The following is a 19,733-nucleotide window of genomic DNA, read 5'->3' on the forward strand; positions in this document are numbered from 1 at the left end:
GGCGGCTCAAAGCCCCGATGCGCCTTGCGTTGGCGTGATCAGCGACTTGGCGCCCGGGCCTTGGCCCTTCGACGCGGCGATATGCGCGAGCATCAGCGCTTCCTTGCTGTCGATCGTGTGGGCCGAAGAGCCGGGGGCGGGCATGATTTTCGAGGGGGTGGCGTCCGCTGTCGGCTTCATCGGGCTTGTCGATGGGGGAGCGGCATTGCGGATAACGGGTGGGGGAAGCACGGATTCGGAGGTCCGGCCTACCGGCATGCCACCATCATTCTGCGGCGGTGCGACATTCTGTGCGGCACCCGGCGGCAAGGTATAGACGCTGCGCATGAATGGCGTGATTCCCTGCTGCGCGGCGTCCGGCTGCGACTTAGCGAGTGTTCCGTCCGGATTGACGGCGATGGGGGCGGGGGCTGCATAGATGCTGCTCCTGCTGGCGTTTACCGCCGTCGGCTGCGTCACCAGCCCGGCAATGCCGGCTGGCGCGTCGGTGGCGGGAGCTGGCGGGTAGCCGGATTGATTGTTTGCCTGTTCGGTGACGATCTGCCGGCGCACATCATGCACGCTGCGAACCAGCGGATCACGATAGGCGGCGTCGCCTTTCAGCCGCTTGGCCTCGGCGCTGCTGTTGAGAGAATCGGCAAGCTGCTCGGCGGCGCTTGGTGGTGGTGCGGTCTCCGCCGCCAGCTTTGGCTTGTCGGCTGTCGTCGCGCAGCCGGAGAGCATCAGAAACGATAGGGCGATTGCAATAGCGCTTGCGCGCGTCTCATTGCCGGATAGAATCTGCCGATCGCACAAAGGACGTTCCCCGCTTTAAAGAGTGTGCACCGGAACGGCCTCTTGCGAGGGACGATGATGTCGCGCGACGCTGACTGGGAACGATGGGACCCCGCGAAATCCGATGCATGATGCTTCGAGTCGTCCAAGCATGCAGGAGAGCGGGTATGGCCGGCAAGCGCGAAACCGATGGTTCCGCGCGTGCCGCAAGCCTCGCGAAAGCTTGCTTTTACCAGGCGCCGGTATTTTGCATCGAAGCCCAGGGCTCGGCAGGCGCAAGGTTGGCGCCTTTCTGGAGAATCTCGATGGAAATGCCGTCCGGCGAGCGCACGAAGGCCATGTGACCGTCGCGCGGCGGCCGGTTGATCGTGATGCCGTTGTCCTGGAGCTTCTGACAGGTCGCGTAGATGTCGTCGACCTCATAGGCGAGGTGACCGAAGTTGCGTCCTCCGGTATACTCCTCCGGATCCCAGTTGTAAGTCAGCTCGAGACTGGGCGCGCCGCTGTTGCGTGATGATTCGACATCGTCGCTGGCGGCGAGGAAAACGAGCGTGAATCGGCCTTTCTCGTTTTCATAGCGGCGGGTTTCTGTGAGGCCGAATAGAGTGCTATAAAAATGCAGTGACGCCTCGAGATCCGTCACGCGGACCATGGTGTGGAGATAACGCATTCTATTTCCTCTCTAATGTTGTGCTGGACCGATCATGAAACGGGACACCAGCTTCAGGCAAGACTTTGGCTTGATAATCAAGAGTGGGAATAAACAAAACTAGGACTTGCGCATTTCCGTTACCAAGATGTTAAACTTGATTTCAAGGAATCAGTTAACCGTAACAGTGTGACGCGTAATCGAGGGCTGGCCAGGATGAGTGACAGAATTTCATCGAAGGGAATAGCCGACTTCGGAGAGTTATCGGGCGAAGCCGTCGATCTCATTGAGATCTCGGGCGTCGTAAAATGGTTCGACGTTGCCAAGGGTTTTGGCTTCATCGTACCGGATAACGGCATGCAGGACGTTTTGTTGCATGTGACCTGCCTGCGTCGCGACGGTTATCAGACCATTCTCGAGGGAACGCGCATCGTCGCGCTGATCCAGCGCCGCGAGCGTGGTTATCAGGCTTTCAAGATCCTCTCCATGGATCAGTCGACCGCCGTGCACCCGTCGCAGATGCCGCCGGTACGCACGCATGTCCAGGTGACCGCGACGAGCGGCCTTGAGCGCGCCTTGGTTAAGTGGTTCAACCGCACCAAGGGTTTCGGCTTCCTGACGCGCGGCGAGGGCACCGAGGATATCTTCGTGCATATGGAAACGCTGCGTCGTTTCGGCCTGGCAGAACTGCGGCCGGGGCAGGTGGTTCTTGTTCGCTTCGGACCGGGCGAAAAGGGCTTGATGGCGGCGGAAATCCATCCGGATGCGCCGAGCCCGGCAACGCGGCCGCATTGAGATGACCGGAAGACTGTCTTTTACCGTTTTGAAAAGCGCCGCTTTGGCGCTTTTTCTTGTTTGCGGCGCCGTCCCGACCACCTTTGCCGCGCAGACTGCGAGTGAGCAAACGGTCAAGTTTGAATCCGAACCCTTGTCGATCAAGACCGCGAAGGGTGAGACGCTCAAGTTCACGGTGGAATTGGCGCTGACCGAACCGCAGCTGGAATATGGCCTGATGTATCGCGACACGATGCCGGCCGATCACGGCATGCTGTTCGATTTCGGCACAACACGTCCCGTGATGATGTGGATGAAAAACACCAAGCTGGCGCTGGACATGCTCTTCCTGGACAGGAACGGTGTCATCACCCATATCCAGGAAAATGCCGTACCCTATTCGGAAGCGATCATCGGTTCCGGCGGTCCGGTGGATTACGTCATCGAATTGAATGGCGGCGTCGTGAAGAAACTTGGCCTTGCCGTTGGCGATAAAGCAACGAGCGCCGCCCTTTCCGCCAAGCACGGCAAATAACTTTATCCCCGGTGATCGTTGCTTCAACGCCATTTTAGCTGTTGCAGCATCGGGGCGAACCGTGTATCTCCCCACTCGTTCTGCCAAGCAGAGCGACGCGATCTTCGGAAGATTGCGGAAGGGTACGGAGTGTAGCGCAGTCTGGTAGCGCATCTGGTTTGGGACCAGAGGGTCGGGAGTTCGAATCTCTCCACTCCGACCATTTTAAAATCCCCCAAAACTATCGATGGATTGAGATGAGGCTGTGCCGCCTTTTCGCTTGATAACCAAGGGATTCGCGGCTAAGCAGAATCCCATATTCGCTCTACCCGAAAGGGCCGGGCGAAGACAAGAGAAGCAAGGATGCGGGCTGTCCCGCTTATTCGGAGGCGCTGCAGCGATGCCTGCCAAGATTTACCGTCCCGCAAAGACCGCCATGCAGTCCGGCAAGGCCAAGACCCACCTCTGGGTTCTGGAATTCGACCAGGAAATCCCGCGCAAGATAGATCCGATCATGGGCTACACCTCCTCGGCCGATACGCGCCAGCAGCTCAAGCTGACCTTCGACACGCAGGAACAGGCTGAAGCCTATGCCCAGCGCGAGGGCATCGAATACCGTGTCATCGCTCCGAAGGACGCCAACCGCCAAGTGGTCTCCTACACCGATAATTTCCGCTTCAGCCGCATCCAGCCCTGGACTCACTGAGGCCGGCGCTGATTAAATTCGCCGCCCATTGAGTTTGGTGGCAGTTTCAGGCATGTAATGCCCGCCGCGACCAGCTCGCGGCGATTTGGCTTCAAGGCCCCTTAGCTCAGCTGGATAGAGCACCTGCCTTCTAAGCAGGTGGTCGCAGGTTCGAATCCTGCAGGGGTCGCCATTTACGTTCAAAACTGCGAACCGGAATGTATGGCAGCGAGTCAGTTCCCACCGCGTTTTCGAGTGTGGATTTCAGGCCGATGATTTTGATTGTGTCTGATCCGACCATAATTCGCTCAATCACAGATCGCATGTAGGCTCGACGGAAACTCGGTTCGCCATCTGCAATGTTCTCTCGCATCACGCCGGAAAATTTTACAATTGCTTCAGGCGTCACCACCTCGACGATTTTAGTGGTAGCTCTCAATCGAGCGAGTGCGTCTACAGTCCGTTGGCGTTCGGTCTGCAGTTGGGCAATTCTAGATCGGAATAGATCGTCTACCTCGGCTGTTCCATTCTCAATAGAAAGATAAATTCGCTTTAACCGAGCTTCTGTGTCGCCAAGCTCTGATGATAAGTCCGACAGCCGCCTGCTAGCGCCTGCGTTGTTCTCGTTTCTGGCCAGAGATATGGATGAAATCAGCTCTGTTAGCCTTCCAACAGTTAGCATTTGCTCGGACAGATGTTGAACTACTTCAGTGTCCAGTGTTTCCATTTTTATTGAAACCCCTTCACAGGCAACTTTGCCCGACCGCAAATTCGCGCGGCATGAGTAGTATCTGTGCACTTTGCCGGTGTGCGAGGTTCCTGTTCGCAGAATCAAGCTGCTGTTACACTGTGAGCAAAATGCCAAGCCTGACAAAAGCGTTGGTGCTGTGACGGTTCGCGGTGCTGTCACCCTGGGATTTCTTGCATGTAAGGTGGCCTGAACGGCCTCAAACTCCTCAAGCGAGACTATCGGAGGGACGCCTACGCTTACTTGCTCGGAGGCGGGCTTCAATTTGCGGGTCTTTGCCTCCATCCGGTTGAACAGGAATTCACCTGTGTAGCTGCGGTTCTTCAATATGAAAGCTACTGACCCGACACCAAATCTTGCGCTCGTCTTTGTTCGATAGCCTCGCTCATTCAACCAACTGACAAGCGCCTTGCACCCGAGCGCACCACTCGTGCCGTCGCCGCGAAGATAAAGCTGAAAAATCAGTCGTACTGTTTCCGCTTCTGTCAGGTCGACAACGATTTTTTTCTTTACTCGCTGGCCGCGCACTTCAACTTCGACTGCTTTGTAACCAAGCGGCAGCGGAGCACCATTGTAGAATCCTTGGCGAGCATTTTCTTTCATCGACCGCAGGGTGTGTTTTGCCGTCTCCCTGGATTGGTACTCGTCAAAAAGTCCAATTATATGTCGCATCATTATCTGTGCGGGGTCATTGCCAAGTTCCTGGGTGATCGAAACGACTTCAACTTCAGCCTTAGCGAGTTTTCGAATGTAATATTCCATCGCGAAGCTATCGCGGAAGAAACGTGAGTATGAGTGAACTAATATGACATCATACGGGCTTCCATGGGTGGTGGCCTGTGCGATCATTTCCTGCAAAGCTGGACGATTGTCGTCTGTTGCCGATTGACCAGGTTCAACAAACTCTTGAACGAGTTCCCATCCTTTTCGGTTGCAATATTCAATCACTTGCTTTCGCTGGTCCGGAATAGACAAGTCGCTCTCTGCTTGTCTGCCTGTAGATACTCTGAAATAGCCAACGGCTCGTTTGATTGCCGAGCTTTCTCGTGACTCAACTTTTTCCATTTTTTCCACTTTCGTCTAGCGCGAGCGGCAAGTTATGGACGAGGACGGCAAGATACCGTCAATCTCGATACTTAGATAATCTTGAACGACCTGAATCTCCTGCGCATAGACCGGTGATCCCTCGGGCCACTCCGCAGATATTATGTACATACTAACGTCCGTCACGGTCGAATGCTTGCGCCCAATATGTCGGGAGGCGCTCTTCGGTGACCGGGACCTTATTGCGATCTGTCCCTCGTATTGTTCTCTATAGTTTTTCATCATTCAAACTCACGACAGTATTGATTGATGAGGGCATGCTTATTCATTAAGCGGTTCGAGTCAAACGCTCGAACGGATCACCACTGACACTCAAGTTATTGATGTTCAAGGAAATATCAGAAAATTAGAGTCGGCATTCATCTGCAAATTTCCTTGGTTAAGTGAAGTTAATGTCCTACTTAACTTCATTTTGAGCGCTTGCTAACGCGCATAGAAGCTAATTTTCTCCTTAAATATCAAAACCAGATGATCACGAGAACGTGATCAGTTTTAGCCTGGCAGCCGTCAGATTTCCGCTTTTCGAGGTTTGTTTCTCGGAAGCTGCAGCGCTCTCAACCTTTCTCCGATGGACCTCAGCCGGGCAGAGACGCAACAGCGCTTCAACTGGCTGACCGGGTTCAATCGCGCGGGCGTCGGTTAAGGCACAGCGATCTCAATGATTATGTAGAGCTTATAAGAAATCGGCCGCTTGTCGCGGGTACTCTCACCCAGAGGCAGCCGTCCGACAAGCGAAGCGGTGGCAAGCGCGTCTTAGAATTCGTCGCAATAGGCGATGGGATGCCTACCTGCAGCCACGTCCCATATAATGGCTTGTGCTGTCACTTATAGAACGCGTTCTGCGCGGACCATCAGAAGGAACGCCCCTAGATCGCGCCACCTCGTGAAACGAGGTATTGCCTCGCAGGCTTGCGGTGTCGGGCGTGGCTCACGGACTTCGCGGATCCGAAATCCGGCGTCGCTGAGTCCGTTTAAATAGTCTCCGATTGTTCGCGGAAATCGAGGGATTGCGAAGGGAACGACGTCCTCACTGTTCACGCCTGCGCCGAAACGCCAATTTTCGACGAAATTGGTCTGATCGAAATAGTGTGACGATACCAATCCCGTTGTTTTGCCGTTGGCATCCTTCTGCCATTGCAGGCCAGGAGTGATGAAACATGGGTGCAGGATACTGAAGGCGATGAAGCCGCCGGGACGCAGTAGCCGGAATGCTTCTCGCATTGCAGCGGGGAAATCAGGCCCGTCCATCAAGGCCATGGTCGAGACAACGGCATCGAAGGAGGCGTCAGCGAATCCGGTATGCTGGCCATAGGAGGAAACTCTGTACTGGACACCGAGAGGCTGACGGGCTTCCGCTTCCTGCGCGTGACCGATCATCCGTTCAGACAGATCGATTCCCGTCACCCGGGCTCCCATCGATGCGAACCGCCTGGTGTTGGATCCTTCGCCGCAGCCAAAATCGATCACGTCCAAACCGCTGATCGAAGGTAGAAAGTCAAGGAAGGCGGGGAGGGTGAAATGCTCGCGATAGACGTCGTAACCACTGCGGACGTCACGAGCCCATTGATCGGCATTCTTGTTCCAGTGGCTAGCGACATCCTCTTCGGAAAGTGTGGTCACGTCTTGCTCCTTCTGGATTTCATTGAGACGTTCGCTGCGGTCAATGCAGCGTAACCGGCTCATCGCTACCTGACGCCAACACCTTGGCCATCTCCAAAAGCCCTGCCGCGTGAACCAGGATTTCGATACCAATCATGGTCGAAGCGATCTCGCGGGCGTTGGCCGTCAAATCGTTGACAACCTCGTCCAGCATTTCAACGAAATCGAGACGTCCATTCGCAGCCATCGTTTTCGAAGCAGAGCGGAGTTGGACGATGAAGCGATCTATCAGGTTGAGCCGTCGGGCCTCATTCAATCCTTCGAAAATCTTTCTGCCTTTGCTATCGCTGTCCATTGAGGCCTCGAATTCAAACCTGATCTCGGTGCATTTGGTGAAGCAATTCGCCCCGATATGTATCGGCATCTAAGGACATGCCAACCCCGAAAGTTCAATTTATTGGCTGCGGGGAGCCCGTCTGCCTATGAAGTTTTGTTTTCGGAACGCGGCGAGGTCCGCTCCAATTCTACAGCATCCCGAGAGAGCCACTGGTGGGCCGAAATTGCGGCTCGAAGCTCTGGAAGTGTGCGATTGCCTTCTCTGAACAGGGAGACGATTGCGGCCGCCGCGAGTTCATACTCGGGTGCGTCCCGGCTAATGCCTGTTGTATCCCGCCACTCTTCCAGCGCTTGGCTGATAATATCGAGTTCAACCGAACCGAACGTTGCATTCACAAAGTGTCGCATTTTCCCTCCCAAAGCAGGCGGCATAGACATGGGAGCCGTCGCGGGGAATTTCAAAGGGATCGCAGATACTGAGCGGAGGTAATCGAATATTTACTATGAGTTGAGATCTTGTGGCGTCGCGCAGCCAACCTGCCGGACAGCCGGGCAGGTATTGGTTTTGCGTCACCTGCCCGATATCGCACAGCCAGCTTTCATAGATACCTGACTTTCCGGCACATCGTCCCAGCGGTTCTTGTTGTGATCCCTCCTTGCCCCACATCATGAACGACGGCGGCTAATATCTTCCTTGCCTCCGAACGGAGCGTAATATGATCATTCATTTCAATGGGTGGCCTGGGGTTGGCAAATATACCGTCGGCAAGATTGTTGCTGAGCGGCTGGATGCTCGATTTCTCGACAATCACACCCTGCTGAATATCGCCATCGCACTGACGGATCGAGGCACGCCAGCCTATTACGAGCTGGCGACGAAAACGCGAGACTTGGCGTTCGAAGCAATATCGAGGTTGCCGTCAAGTGAACCGGTGGTGATGACCGGCGTTGTGGCTTCCGGTGGTACCAATAATTTCCTCATCGACAATTGGCGAGCGATCTTGTCATTGGCCAAATATCGAGACTGTGCAGTCTATTCCGTCACGCTGTCATGCTCGGAGGAGGAAAACGCCCGGCGCATGAGCAATGAAGACCGCGAGGCGCATCGGAAGAAGCGCAATCCCGATCTGCTGGCGGAATTGCTTCGGACACGAAAACTGTTCAACGAGGGAGCAACCGCTTCTGTGGAAATCGATAATACCAACCTTTCGCCGGATAGATGCGCCGACACCGTTATTGCCTGGCTCCAGGGGATCACCATGACGAATTCTCTTTAGGCAAATTGAGGAACCTCATAGATTCCCTAGTTTCAAAGGTAGCTTTTATCAGCTTCATCCCAAATCACTGGGGAGCCACAATGTCTTCCGCGTCCGTAATGAGCGATATTCCCGGCGGCAAGTCGCTGCTTGAGTGGTTTGGGCGGGAACCCCGCTTCCATGATGCCAAACTGCTTGAGATCAGCTTCCCCGGCAACGGAGCGGGCCTGTTACGCATCCATGCGTGGAACATGACGGATGAGCTGGACGCCAAGGGTTACTTCGTCCTCGACAAACATGCGATAGTCACTCTTGCGCTTGAGGGAGTGAGTGCAATCAACTGTACCGATTTCGACATGGTACCGGGCATCATCTTCGATTTGGAGATCACCAAGGTGGATCAGCGTTTCCATGTCGAGTGGAGTGCAAGCTACGGTGTGACCGGCTTGGTCATCGCCAAGCACGCACGGATCAACCTGGCACCCGGTAAACCCGACTGAGGAGAGTGCCGAGATCAGCTCTTAGTTCCGCAATTAGCTTTTCGAGCCGTTATCCGTGAGGCAATAGCGTCCACCGCGCGGTTCGGTGCAATAAGACCCATCCTACGGGAGCAACTGTTCTTTGTCGTTGGCCGCATGTCGCCGGTAGGTGACGCCAAACGCCCGACAGCGCCCGTCTCCATGGTGCAGGACTTCTTGCTCGCGCTGACTGATCTGTTGCGGCAAACGAAGGTCGACTAAGTATTGCGACCGCGCCAGGCGTGCCCTACTTCATGCGAGTTGAACAGGGAGCACGACATTGAAGACAACTGAAGACTGGTACGCGATTGGCTACGAAGAGGGCGTTCGCGCGGGGAATTCCAATATGGAATATCAAGAATACGACTTCGGACCCCATGAAGGCGCTCTTGCGGAAGGGTATGCGCTTTTTGACGGCGAGTACGCGCTTGTCACCCGCAGCTACCTGGATTTCGACACTCACGACCTCTGCAGCTCGTGGATGGCAGGTGTTATCGGAGGCTGCATGAGTGTCGGTGCTCGGATGGGCATGAGCACAGGGACCCCAGACGTCACTTCCGGTGTGATAGGAGCCAAGCGCATTCATCTCCTGATCGTTAAAGACATCCCGCCGACTGATATCACCCGGAACTAGAGGCATCGCCCGCGAAGTTCCCTTCTTCATGTCGCTGAGATTGCATCGATGTCGGCGGTCACCCAAAGCGGAGCGCCAAGCGCATCTACTTCAATGATACGAAGTTCGTCCGCCAGCTGGCAAAGCAACTGACCAAAGAGGTCCGTTCGCGGGGTGACGAGATCAATATGTCTATCGCGACCGTGATCGTGGCCCTGTTCTTCGGAACCGATGACTACGAAGAACCGCGCAAATGTGTTGGCTTCGTCCTCATAGATCGGGCATTGGAGGATACCTCAAGTCGAGTTTCTGGGATTCCCCTGGTCATCAACGAGAGATGATATGCGGCCGGTTGCGATGATTTCGATTGCGGCTTCCCCTCGTTTTCCGTCGACTTCGATCTCGGAAGCCAGGTTTCCCATCGAGCCACGAAACATCTCGCCGAAGACCTTGGGCTCGAAATCGTGGGCTTTGAACTCAGGAAGATCGACGGTAATGCGAGGTTTCCCTGTTTTCGTTGAGATGACAGTACCGAACGTTGGGCTTGACGCAATATGCATATTGGCAGTGAGGTGTCGAGCGTAAACCTCACGCACCTGGATTCGATTAAGAGGATGGGGGAGGACCTTCATCTGGTCGCGCAACATGGTGGACGTCGCTCCACAGTCGTCAATCACGTAGACGAAAGCCATATTATTGACCTGGAGAAGTAGGGTTCTTCCTGCGAGATTGTCACAATAATCGAAGAGACCGGCATGGGATCCAACGTCTAGTATCATCAGCGTGCCCAGGACGTCCGGATCTATTTCGACGCCAGCGGTGACAGCTCGCGCGACTGCGTGGACATGATGAAGCTCGTGAAGCTCATAGCTGTCGCCGATAGTCTCGGCGGGGGCTCGCAAGTCCAGCGACACGCGATTTCTGAAGTCGCGAAGGTGAACCTTTAGGAAAATGAGGCTGAGCCATCCACAAAACAGTGACATTCCACCATTCTGGACGAAATCGACAACCGCCGCTTGGCCGCCCTTTATGATTTCACTGATCGGCGTCTCGTACACGTCGCCCAGCAGAGAGTTGCATCCGCTGCAGCAGGCAATCTTATACGTGGCGTACGTCGCCTGTTGGCCATTCGGGAGATCGAGCCCTTCCTTTTGAATGTTGCAGTATCTCTGGAGCCAGTTCGGGAAGACATGTTCGTCGTTGAAAGCTCTGTCGGGTTTCGCGCCGCAGACAAAACAATGTCCCTCTTTGCAGATTTCACTCTGGAATTTCTCGAAGGAGAAAAAAATGGTTTTGTTGGTCTCATCGTAAATGCTGCCGTCGAAGGCCTGTGAGTAGATTTTGAACATCGCAGCTCCAAAGCGGTGATTTTAATCGTATGGCGCGAGGCAGCAATGCCGAGTGAACCAACTCGGCATGCGATCCTTTAGAATACGAACAGGCTACAGCTCAAAGCTGGCACCCCAGCTGGTAATTGGCCAATGGTTGCCACGCCCTGGGCCTAAAATGAAATGGAAGTTGTTCAGCAGTTTCTCTCTGAAGAGCCAAGCCACCTCAGTAAATTGCTGCCGTGTAACCTCCAGGCCCAGATTGAAAGATGGCATGTTTTCCGACTTGAACATAAAGCCAGCTTCAATCCGCTCCGGGGTAAAAGGCGTTCGTACCCAAAACGATACGACTGCGGGCCAGCGCATTTTTGAGCTAGGCGAGATCACCGCCGCGCCTACGATGAGGTACGTGAATTCTACTGACATCTCCGGAGGTCCGGGCTGGATGTGCTGGCCGATGGAGCCTGATGGGCGCTGGGCGAATTCTCCAGCCCAATTTCCTAATTCCACCTCCGGCCAGGCGAATTTCGGCAGCTTCTCTTGCGTGCTTTTCGGCATAGGGGACCTCACCAGGCGACGAACCTCTGCAGACAGAGGATAAAGTGCAGCCGCTCTACGTATCGTCAAGAGTATCCCAGGGTCCGGCGTCCGGATCGACGGGATAACTCACAGCGCCACCGTCTTTTGCCGTTACATCTACATCAAGTCCGGATGGAAGATATCTTCGACGCGAGAGAGACGCTCGGTCAGCCTCTGTTGTCGAACTTGTTTGGCGAGGATATCCCATGCCTCGTCTGCCGAACTTATCGGTTTGTCTAGGTATCGCCCGAAATATCTATCCCATTGCCGATCAATATGCTCCGCGCGTTCGATTTTTTCCTGAATGCTATCTTCGCAGGGCATAGGCTAAGCCGAAATTGCTCTTACAAATAAGCGTGCGGTGATCGGCGTACGGGCGCGAAGGTTGATTGTTCTTAAAGAAGAGGCTGGGTCGCAAACGCCTGCCTCGCAGCGAACGGCGCAAATGTCCGATAATGAATGTTATCGGACCTCAGAGGCCGAAATGCCGAATTCGGGACTTCGGAAGCTATTGGCAGTTAGGTTCCGTTCGTCCCCAGGTAGCGGCCGGATCCGGGTGATGCCGCTTGCTGCGATCTACAGTAAGTTTTCTCAGACGCACCGTTGACCGACTCTCCAGAGCCATTTTTGACGGTCGGCCAACATAAAGGCCGCGATCTCTAGCTTGCTTCTTCATCCATTACTGTAAGGCTTCCACCAGCCTCTGTGGTGCTTCAGCTCGCGAATAGGACGTGCCAGCTGAAGCATCCTCTAATGTCGCTCCACGTGGCATTTAGGCACGCTCTTCGCTACAACTCGCTGGTGTAGTCATTGCAGCCTTCTCAGAACTCCTTATTCTGCAACGCTGTAAAAAGCGACTGCAACAGGCCAGAACGGTCTCTCATGGCTTCGTCAATGGAACATCGACTATGCTCGATTTTGAACCGCGATATTCGACCCCTCAGATCGAGGCAATCGAGAAATTCATCGATAGGCATTATGCGATTCTGGCCCCGATTTCCTGCCGAATGCTTCAGCGCGGCTTGAATGATGTCTATCTTGTCGTGGGGAGTTACGGCGAGCGTTATGTATTTCGCCTTTCCCACCGCCGTGCGCGTGGTTCTGCTAACGTAAAAGCCGAAACAGATTTCCTGGCTCATCTTTCGCAATCAGGAGTTCCGGTCGCCGCACCCATTCCGACACGCGATGGCACCTTGTTCACCGGGGGGTATGCGCCGGAGGGCTGGCGTGAGGGAGTGCTCTTCCAGGCGCTAGATGGCCGAGAACCGCAAGCGACGGGCGCTCGCGATGCCTGGGCCAACGGGAAGACCCTTGCGCTGATGCACAATGCTGCCGAGACATTCTCATCTCACGGAGCGGGCTATCGGCTTGACCTCGAACACTTGCTGCACCGGCCCCTGGAGCGAATATTCGACAGTGGAATCGTGGGTGACCCGGAAGTCCGCAGCGATCTCGAAAGCATCGCTGCTCGGACCGGTAAAGCGATTAAAGCCTTCCCTAATCTATCGTGGACTTATTGTCATGGAGACTGCCACGGCTTCAATTCACGCATCAACGACGCCGGTGAAGCTGTATTTTTCGACTTTGATGACGGAGGTCCGGGATACCTCGCTTACGATTTGTCGGTATTCCTTTGGGCGAAGGTATCTTTTGGGCGGAGGTTGACCGGCATGTGGGACGCCTTCATCGAAGGGTACCGAACAGTCCGACCAATCAATCCAGACGACTTCGAGGCAGCGCATCGGTTTGTGATCGTCCGGCACTTTTGGCTCATGGGCGAGTATGCAAGCCGGGCACAAGAGTGGGGAAGCAACGCTGTCGGTTGGGTTGCGACCGAAACGAATTTTCTGAAAACCTGGGAATCCGAGCAATTCGGTGATCGTCTGCTTTAAATCCTGATTTCAGCTTGGTCCGCCGAAGGAAAACGGTGAAAGGGGCAAAGCATGACGATAACTCGCCGCACATTTTTGGCAACCGGAGGAGTTTCAATGATCGGTTCGGCGGCCTTTGGGGCTTCCAAGTTTAAAGTCCTGTATCAGGGCAATCTTTTTGCCGACTACTTTCAAATCTACCTGCGTGACGAGGGCCATCCTGATCTACCCGACAACTACACGGATCAAACGATTGCACGACGTCTGGCGGCTGGGCCGTATGCCATCATCCTACACGCGGTGCGCAATACGACCGTGCCGGTCCGTGTCGAATGGCACGATAGGCGTCCTTCGCCCGACCTCGATGCTTACCAGCACGTGGTCGAGGCGGGTTTCAATTGCCCTTCAGGCCAACTCGTTCTGGCCGGTCTGACGGACTACGATCCTACTGCTCTGCGACTTGCGGTGAGGGCAGGGCCACTCGGCGTCCGTGCGAGTTTTTCGGGTCTCGACACTCTAAGAGAAAACGGGCTCGAAGGGGATGACCACTACCTCGTGCAGCTTTGGCCTGGGGTCGAATTGGAAAGCGTGCAAGTATTGAAGGCATGGCCGCAATAATAAAGGACCGTTCGATAAACAGGTTCTCGACTGGAATAGCTTGAGGGCGGCCGTTACAGCGATAGCGAAGCTCGCTATTTTCGATGGCTGCAAAAATTGGGATAGTAAGTGCCGCATGAACCGGCAATTCTGCGATCTGATGCGTATTCGAGCAGTTTCATGGACGTGGTAATGATCCCTGATATCACCCAGCCGAAGACCTCCTATCGTCAGAGATCCCGACCAATCGTCCGACGGATATCTTTTTCCAGTGGGGGTAAGAAATGATTATTCCAAACTATAGCAGGCGGCATTTTGGTCAGCTGGGGATTTGGCGTTTCGGGGATTGGGCTATCAAGGCGTACGGTATTTCAGTTCATTCTCCTGAAACAGAGGGCCCCTTTCTTGATGCGTCCTTGATAGAGGAAGCACAGGCCTATCTATCGGAAAACCTTGGAAGAATGGATGAAACGCCGCATTACTCTCTTGGTTTCGCTATTCTTCATCACGGTAGCGGCGCGAAGTCTCTTTTGACACAGTGGTGGGCGAACGAATGCGTTTGTCTGCAACACGTTGCTCAGTCCGAATATACAGGGCCGGTGGAGTTTAAGCCTGCAAATCAAGACCTAATGGCTTGTGCCTACGAACTTGTCGCCATTGATTTCGAGCGCCGCGCCTGGGTTTCGACGGTAATGTCCGGCAAATCCAAGGAAGATTACCTCGGTGACATGCTTCCAAACGGGTTTTACTAGCTGCCGAACTATTTGTCTTTCTGATCGTTGACGGACGGCTGCATTTCCGCAGTGTGCAGACAGGGGACTCGGGCCGTCGGCTGGAACGCCCCACTAACCGCCAGCGCGGTTGTCGCGAAACAGCCTATTCTGCGATGTCACGGAAATCAGGACAACGATTGTGATCTGGCTTGCGGTTAGTATTGCGCCATGAGCCGGATCAGTAGAAAAGGCTTGAGACGCTTTGCTCCTTGGAGGTGCGGATGAGCGCTTCGCCGATCAGCGGCGCGATAGTGACGCGTCGGATATTGGCGGTCTGACGGTGAGCGTCGGTTTCTTCAATAGAATCAGTCACCACCAATTCCTTGAGATTGCTGCCTCCAATGCGTCCGCAGGCACCGTCGGACAGTACGCCATGGGTAATATAAGCGGAAACCTCCTTTGCACCGGCTTCCAGCAGGGCTTCGGCCGCGTTGATCAGCGTGCCACCGCTATCCACGATATCGTCGATCAGAAGACAACTTTTCCCAGATACATCGCCAATGATGTTCATCACTTCCGAGACTCCTGCGCGGGGTCGCCGTTTATCGACGATGGCAAGATCGGCACCAATGCGTTTGGCAATGGCGCGAGCCCGCGCCACGCCGCCCACGTCGGGCGAGACGATCATCAAGCTCTTGGTGTCGTAGCGCTCTTCAATATCGCGGGTGATCGCTGGTGCTGAATAGAGATTATCGGTTGGAATATCAAAAAAGCCCTGAATCTGGTCGGTATGGAGATCGACTGTCATGACCCGGTTAACACCCGCGCCGGTAATCAGATTGGCCACCAGCTTGGCCGAGATCGGAGTGCGACCGATGACGCGGCGATCCTGCCGAGCATAGCCGAAATAAGGGATCACGGCAGTGATCCGGCGGGCCGATGAGCGGCGCAGCGCATCTGTCAGGATCAGCAACTCCATCAGATTGCCGTCGGCGGGTGAACTCGTTGACTGGAGAATGAACACGTCCTCGCCGCGTACATTCTCATGGATCTCAACGTAGATTTCCTGGTCGGCGAAGCGCTTGACCGTACAGTCTGCGAGGGGAAGTTCTAGGTAGCTTGCAATGGCTCGTGAGAGGGCGCGGTTGGAGTTACCGGTCACCAGCTTCATTAGCGCGATCCTGTTTCAAGGAGCCTACGAGAGGAAAAACCTTCCAGTTTCGCGGGCACCTTTAGAGCCTTGCCACTGGACTTGCAACGGAGCAACTTGCATTACTTGCGAATGAGGCAAGAAAATCATGGAACGACCAAGATTCATCCGTCGCAGAAAGCGGCGTTTCAGGACTGACCTTTGCGGTAGCCTAACTATCAGGTTGGGCCGAAGGCCGTCATGACTGGATGGAGCGATCCCGCTTGTCCGGCGATGTTTGTTCGAATGACAGATGGAGTCCTTGCAGCTGTGGGATTGACTGTACTTGCTGTCGAGAGTGGGGTCGGGCTGGCAGATATTCCCTACTGCGTTGGTGTCGGGCGCGATATCGAATTCTGACCCTCGTGTACGCCCACAAGCGGCGGCCTCAGGAGCACTAGAGCACCATGGATACAGTGATTAATTGGGCTGAAAGCTGGCTCACGGCCCATAACTATCAGGTATTTAACGGGCCGGAACTTATCCGTGCCGTACCATGGTCAAAGATCTACCGTTTCGCCACCAGTCGGGGAAACATCTACCTGAAATGGAGTGCGTCCGCTTACGCACGCGAGGCGGCATTGATGGAGCATCTGGCCGAACGCTTCCCAGCCGCCATTCTCCCGGTCCTTGCCTGGAACCAGGCCATTGACGCATTTCTTATGCCTGATGGTGGTGAGCCACTACGTGTCAAGCTCAAAGAATCCTATGATCAGCAACTCGTCGGCATAGTCATCGGCCAATATGCCCGCATTCAGAGCGCCACAGCTTCTAATGTAGATGCGCTTCTCGCGTTGGGAATTGACGACTGGCGCATGGTTGTCTTTCCCACTCTGTATGATGAGCTGGTTCATGACGAAGGGCTGCTGGGGCGGGAAGGTCTGGAAACGGCCGAGATCAAGCAGTTACAACGGAGCGGAGACGACGTTCGCCGCCTATGCCGCGCCTTGGCTGAATTCAAAATTCCGGAAACGCTTGAACATTGCGATTTTCACGACAACAACGTCCTGGTGGATGCAGAGGGCTTCCTTATCAACGACTGGGGTGATGCGGTCATCTCCCATCCGTTCTTTTCCTTGGTTGGTTTTCTGGACAGTGCAACGCGAAATCATGGAATGGATGTCGGTTCGCCGGTCTATACTGGCCTCAAGCGCACCTATTTCGATGTCTGGCTTGACCTCGAAAGCTTGGAACGACAAGAGCACGTTTTCGAGATCGCGCGGGTTCTCCGTCCCATAGAATTTGCCTTCAATTTCAGGCGCGTCGTTCGAATGACAACCGCGAAGGAGTTCGAGCCTTGCCGTGGTTATATTGGCGAAGCTCTGCGCCGTTTCCTTTTGAAAATTCGGTAGACTTGGCCGCTGACCAGCGTGCAATGGGCTATTGCACGGTTATCAAAAAGGGCGATGCCTGAGCCCTTGACCTGTCATGCAAGGATCGTCGCGATCTGCGCTATGGTTTCGGGAGGCCATTGATGGTGGATGCAATGCCCCCATCCTGCAGAGCGAGCGGCTTCGACATTGGTGAGGGTATCATCAACAAAAACGATTTTTCCGGAGTCTCAGGGCCCGCCCTGGAAAAACCCTACAGCCCGTTCAGCGGTGTAATCGTGGATCATACCTCGCCGCAGTCCTTCAGGATCGATAAAGAGTTCAGGGGCCGCATCGAACCCGACTTCCGATCCTTCGGGAAGAAAGGTGTAGTGGCCGACGCCACCAGTCAGAATTTCCTGCTTACAGTCTGGGATGTTTTCGTACAGCCATCGACAGCAATCGCTCGGCGGGGCGACGATGTCTGCATCCCCTCCGACAATTTGAACGGACTTCTCAATGGCGCGAAGGCTATCCTGTGAGAAACCAAGCACAGATCGGCCCGGAGCTATCGCGAATGCGCTTCGTATCCTTTCGTCGGAGAAATCGGCGCGTCTTCGCTCCCAAGCAACTTTGAACGCCGGGTTTTTGCTGAGTTTCGGCAGTTCATCGGCGAGGTTGGGAAACTCACGTGGTCCCCGGATCGGGCTCTTTACTGGATTACCTGGCTCAAACTGCGAAAAGGCGACACGTGCCCCTGCTAGTAAAAGAGCCGTGTAAGCTCCTGCCGAAAAACCAGCAACTGAGGCGCTATCATCGATCTCGGTCCCAAGCTCACGTCGCCAAGTCCTGTCATCGAGGATTGCCGTTAGGTCAGCCGCTCGCTCCCACAAGCACAGGAAACCCTCGGGACGATGTGGCTCGGAGCCAGTGTGACCATGGTGGTTCACGGCCAAAGCGACAAAGCCCCGCTGAGCCAATCGAAAACCAAGCCATTCCAATGCTGCTGCCGTAGCGCCCGTGCCGTGGGATAGGAGTACCAGGGGTAGGGCGCGAGCACTGCGAGCGACTGGTGCATTAACCGCGACGGGCTCCTTCTTGAACCACGATCTCTCAACGGGAACTCCAACAACGGAACTTTCGTCAGCCGGATACCAAACGGTCCATGCCAGGGGGCGATAGTCAGTTCCGTCCCAATTTGATCGCAACGCGTCAAAGCTGCGGCCTGTTCTGAATCCAACCTTCATGAAGACCTCAATAAAGCTGACGCTAGGGTGTGCCGCCAGAGGAGAAGTATGCCCACGACTTGCCTGTTTTACGACTGGAGCTTCTGCATGTTCCTTCCTTTCGCGCCTGCATGTCTGCAAGGCCAAGTCTTCGGGTGATCCGGGCAGGGGGGAAGCCTGGAAAACTGCGAGATGGTGTCATAAGATAGCCTGCAGGATTGGATAACGGAACGAGCCAAATCCGCGACGAACTGACGACGATCCGCAATTTGGTCGTACGGCATCAAGGTTTCCGCCACCGCCTACGCCGTGAACGCGGTTAAGTCTGGAGCATGTGCCGGAGCAGCCGTTCTCATTCTTTTACTGGCATGGTCATTGCCCTCCGCAAGCCGCTCGCGGATAAGGTCGCAGTAGGCTTCGTCGCGTTCAATCAATATCGAAGGACGGCCAAGCCGACTGCAAACCTTGCCGACAGTTCCAGAGCCCGCAAAAGGATCGAGAACGATTTCGCCCGGCGCTGTAAGCGAGAGTACTAGCCGCTGGACCAGCTCCTCCGGAAACTGACAGGGGTGAGCTGTCTTTTCGGGATGGCGGTTCTTGACGTTGGAAATCTCCCAGACGTCACCGGGGTTCTTTCCAAGTGGGTTCCCGCTGAGTTCGCCCTTTTTGGGTCCCTTGTAGTGGCGCTTCTGCGGATACTTTTGCGGTACCCGGATGGCATCGAGATCGAACAGATAGTCGTCGGACATCGTTGCCCAGACGACCGTCTCGTGTCGGCCGGATAGCCTACGAGTGCAATGCATTCCGTGGCCAAAAGTCCAGATGATGCGGCTTCGAATTTTCATGCCGAGTTCCCGGAAGATCGGTATGACCAGACTGTCTATCGGCACGATTTCGCCGTCATCGACATAGTTGCCGACCTGCCAGCAGATGGAGCCGTTTGCTCTGAGTACGCGGTGGCAGTCGGTAATAACCGAGCGCTGGAACGCTACGTAATCGTCGAGGCGAGCCCGCCGTTCGTAAGCCTTTCCGATGTTATACGGGGGTGACGTAACAATGAGGTTGACGGAGGCGTCGGGCAAAGTGGGAAGGATTTCGGCGCAGTCGCCGTTGTAAAGGGTGCAGAGACGGGCGGCCTCTGGATTCCCGGATGCTTTCGATATGAACATTGGTGATGAAAACGTTGCGTTAAAAGAATCGTCATTTAAATCCAGGAGATGCGCAAGCGGAAAATCGGTGGCAGGCGTCCTACGGAGAGAAGCAACGATTTCCAAGGAGCCATGTCTCCTAGCTCTTCATCGCGTCTCCGGTGCGCCCCCGCATCCCCAGCCGAGATCATCGAGCCGGAAG

General features: G+C 54.9%; 20 protein-coding genes, 2 tRNA genes and 1 pseudogene. 13 read left to right on the top strand and 10 right to left on the bottom strand.

Features of this window, described 5'->3' with window-relative positions:
- Positions 1-6: 6 nt before the first annotated feature.
- Together PMI03_RS06315 and PMI03_RS06320 are read right to left on the bottom strand one after the other, a co-directional pair.
- Positions 7-795 (bottom strand): hypothetical protein, encoded by a 789-nt coding sequence (locus PMI03_RS06315; RefSeq protein WP_007691011.1) that lies wholly within the window; start codon positions 793-795, stop codon positions 7-9.
- Between the two features lie 208 nt (positions 796-1,003).
- The gene (locus PMI03_RS06320) at positions 1,004-1,444 is read right to left on the bottom strand and encodes a VOC family protein (RefSeq protein WP_007691012.1); all 441 of its coding nucleotides are present in this window, start codon (positions 1,442-1,444) and stop codon (positions 1,004-1,006) included.
- A gap of 195 nt (positions 1,445-1,639) precedes the next feature.
- Between PMI03_RS06320 and PMI03_RS06325 the strand changes: the two genes are divergently transcribed.
- The 5 genes from PMI03_RS06325 (at position 1,640) to PMI03_RS06345 (ending at position 3,589) form a co-directional block, all read left to right on the top strand.
- On the top strand, positions 1,640-2,218 hold the full coding sequence (locus PMI03_RS06325; protein WP_007691013.1) for a cold-shock protein: 579 nt from the start codon (positions 1,640-1,642) through the stop codon (positions 2,216-2,218).
- Position 2,219: 1 nt separating this feature from the next.
- Entirely contained in the window at positions 2,220-2,732 is a 513-nt protein-coding gene (locus PMI03_RS06330; RefSeq protein WP_007691015.1) for a DUF192 domain-containing protein, read from the top strand.
- A gap of 125 nt (positions 2,733-2,857) precedes the next feature.
- Positions 2,858-2,934, top strand: a tRNA-Pro gene (locus PMI03_RS06335).
- A gap of 177 nt (positions 2,935-3,111) precedes the next feature.
- Positions 3,112-3,417 (top strand): ETC complex I subunit, encoded by a 306-nt coding sequence (locus PMI03_RS06340; RefSeq protein ID WP_007691017.1) that lies wholly within the window; start codon positions 3,112-3,114, stop codon positions 3,415-3,417.
- Between the two features lie 95 nt (positions 3,418-3,512).
- Positions 3,513-3,589, top strand: a tRNA-Arg gene (locus PMI03_RS06345).
- Here the strand turns inward: PMI03_RS06345 and PMI03_RS32015 are convergent.
- From PMI03_RS32015 to PMI03_RS06355, 3 genes are all read right to left on the bottom strand, one after another.
- Entirely contained in the window at positions 3,548-5,209 is a 1,662-nt protein-coding gene (locus tag PMI03_RS32015) for a recombinase family protein (protein ID WP_081500797.1), read from the bottom strand. The genes PMI03_RS06345 and PMI03_RS32015 overlap by 42 nt on opposite strands.
- Positions 5,210-6,073: 864 nt before the next feature.
- Positions 6,074-6,868, bottom strand: coding sequence for a class I SAM-dependent methyltransferase (locus PMI03_RS06350; protein WP_039973663.1), 795 nt, complete (start codon positions 6,866-6,868; stop codon positions 6,074-6,076).
- A 40-nt stretch (positions 6,869-6,908) separates the two neighbouring features.
- Positions 6,909-7,202, bottom strand: coding sequence for a hypothetical protein (locus PMI03_RS06355; protein ID WP_007691020.1), 294 nt, complete (start codon positions 7,200-7,202; stop codon positions 6,909-6,911).
- Positions 7,203-7,899: 697 nt separating this feature from the next.
- Between PMI03_RS06355 and PMI03_RS06365 the strand changes: the two genes are divergently transcribed.
- The 3 genes from PMI03_RS06365 (at position 7,900) to PMI03_RS06375 (ending at position 9,591) form a co-directional block, all read left to right on the top strand.
- The gene (locus PMI03_RS06365; protein WP_007691022.1) at positions 7,900-8,460 is read left to right on the top strand and encodes an AAA family ATPase; all 561 of its coding nucleotides are present in this window, start codon (positions 7,900-7,902) and stop codon (positions 8,458-8,460) included.
- Between the two features lie 80 nt (positions 8,461-8,540).
- On the top strand, positions 8,541-8,939 hold the full coding sequence (locus PMI03_RS06370) for a hypothetical protein (RefSeq protein ID WP_007691023.1): 399 nt from the start codon (positions 8,541-8,543) through the stop codon (positions 8,937-8,939).
- A gap of 298 nt (positions 8,940-9,237) precedes the next feature.
- Entirely contained in the window at positions 9,238-9,591 is a 354-nt protein-coding gene (locus tag PMI03_RS06375) for a hypothetical protein (RefSeq protein WP_007691024.1), read from the top strand.
- A gap of 275 nt (positions 9,592-9,866) precedes the next feature.
- Here PMI03_RS06375 and PMI03_RS06380 read toward each other — a convergent pair whose 3' ends face one another.
- Together PMI03_RS06380 and PMI03_RS06385 are read right to left on the bottom strand one after the other, a co-directional pair.
- A complete protein-coding gene (locus PMI03_RS06380) occupies positions 9,867-10,919 on the bottom strand; it encodes a hypothetical protein (RefSeq protein WP_007691026.1) in 1,053 nt (350 codons plus the stop codon).
- A gap of 93 nt (positions 10,920-11,012) precedes the next feature.
- Complete coding sequence (locus PMI03_RS06385) at positions 11,013-11,456, bottom strand: hypothetical protein (RefSeq protein ID WP_007691027.1); 444 nt, start codon at positions 11,454-11,456, stop codon at positions 11,013-11,015.
- 929 nt (positions 11,457-12,385) lie between these two features.
- On the opposite strand from PMI03_RS06385, the gene PMI03_RS06395 reads away from it, so the two are divergent.
- The 3 genes from PMI03_RS06395 to PMI03_RS06405 all read left to right on the top strand — a co-directional run bounded on the left by PMI03_RS06395 (position 12,386) and on the right by PMI03_RS06405 (position 14,697).
- The gene (locus tag PMI03_RS06395) at positions 12,386-13,369 is read left to right on the top strand and encodes a phosphotransferase enzyme family protein (RefSeq protein WP_007691028.1); all 984 of its coding nucleotides are present in this window, start codon (positions 12,386-12,388) and stop codon (positions 13,367-13,369) included.
- Positions 13,370-13,420: 51 nt separating this feature from the next.
- Positions 13,421-13,966 carry a hypothetical protein gene (locus PMI03_RS06400; protein WP_309574330.1) on the top strand — a complete coding sequence of 182 codons (546 nt, stop codon included), beginning with the start codon at positions 13,421-13,423 and terminating at the stop codon, positions 13,964-13,966.
- Between the two features lie 263 nt (positions 13,967-14,229).
- Positions 14,230-14,697, top strand: coding sequence for a hypothetical protein (locus PMI03_RS06405; RefSeq protein ID WP_007691033.1), 468 nt, complete (start codon positions 14,230-14,232; stop codon positions 14,695-14,697).
- 199 nt (positions 14,698-14,896) lie between these two features.
- Here PMI03_RS06405 and PMI03_RS06410 read toward each other — a convergent pair whose 3' ends face one another.
- Positions 14,897-15,829, bottom strand: coding sequence for a ribose-phosphate pyrophosphokinase (locus PMI03_RS06410; RefSeq protein WP_007691040.1), 933 nt, complete (start codon positions 15,827-15,829; stop codon positions 14,897-14,899).
- Positions 15,830-16,254: 425 nt separating this feature from the next.
- On the opposite strand from PMI03_RS06410, the gene PMI03_RS06415 reads away from it, so the two are divergent.
- Complete coding sequence (locus PMI03_RS06415) at positions 16,255-17,199, top strand: aminoglycoside phosphotransferase family protein (RefSeq protein ID WP_007691042.1); 945 nt, start codon at positions 16,255-16,257, stop codon at positions 17,197-17,199.
- A gap of 122 nt (positions 17,200-17,321) precedes the next feature.
- Positions 17,322-17,699, top strand: coding sequence for a hypothetical protein (locus PMI03_RS31500; protein ID WP_007691048.1), 378 nt, complete (start codon positions 17,322-17,324; stop codon positions 17,697-17,699).
- Positions 17,700-18,098: 399 nt separating this feature from the next.
- Here the strand turns inward: PMI03_RS31500 and PMI03_RS31505 are convergent.
- Together PMI03_RS31505 and PMI03_RS06425 are read right to left on the bottom strand one after the other, a co-directional pair.
- Positions 18,099-18,404: pseudogene (locus tag PMI03_RS31505) on the bottom strand (hypothetical protein); the annotation flags it as partial.
- Between the two features lie 281 nt (positions 18,405-18,685).
- Positions 18,686-19,657, bottom strand: coding sequence for a site-specific DNA-methyltransferase (locus PMI03_RS06425; protein ID WP_007691051.1), 972 nt, complete (start codon positions 19,655-19,657; stop codon positions 18,686-18,688).
- Positions 19,658-19,733: the final 76 nt, after the last annotated feature.

Source organism: Rhizobium sp. AP16 (genome assembly GCF_000281735.1).
GTDB classification, from domain to species: domain Bacteria; phylum Pseudomonadota; class Alphaproteobacteria; order Rhizobiales; family Rhizobiaceae; genus Rhizobium; species Rhizobium rhizogenes.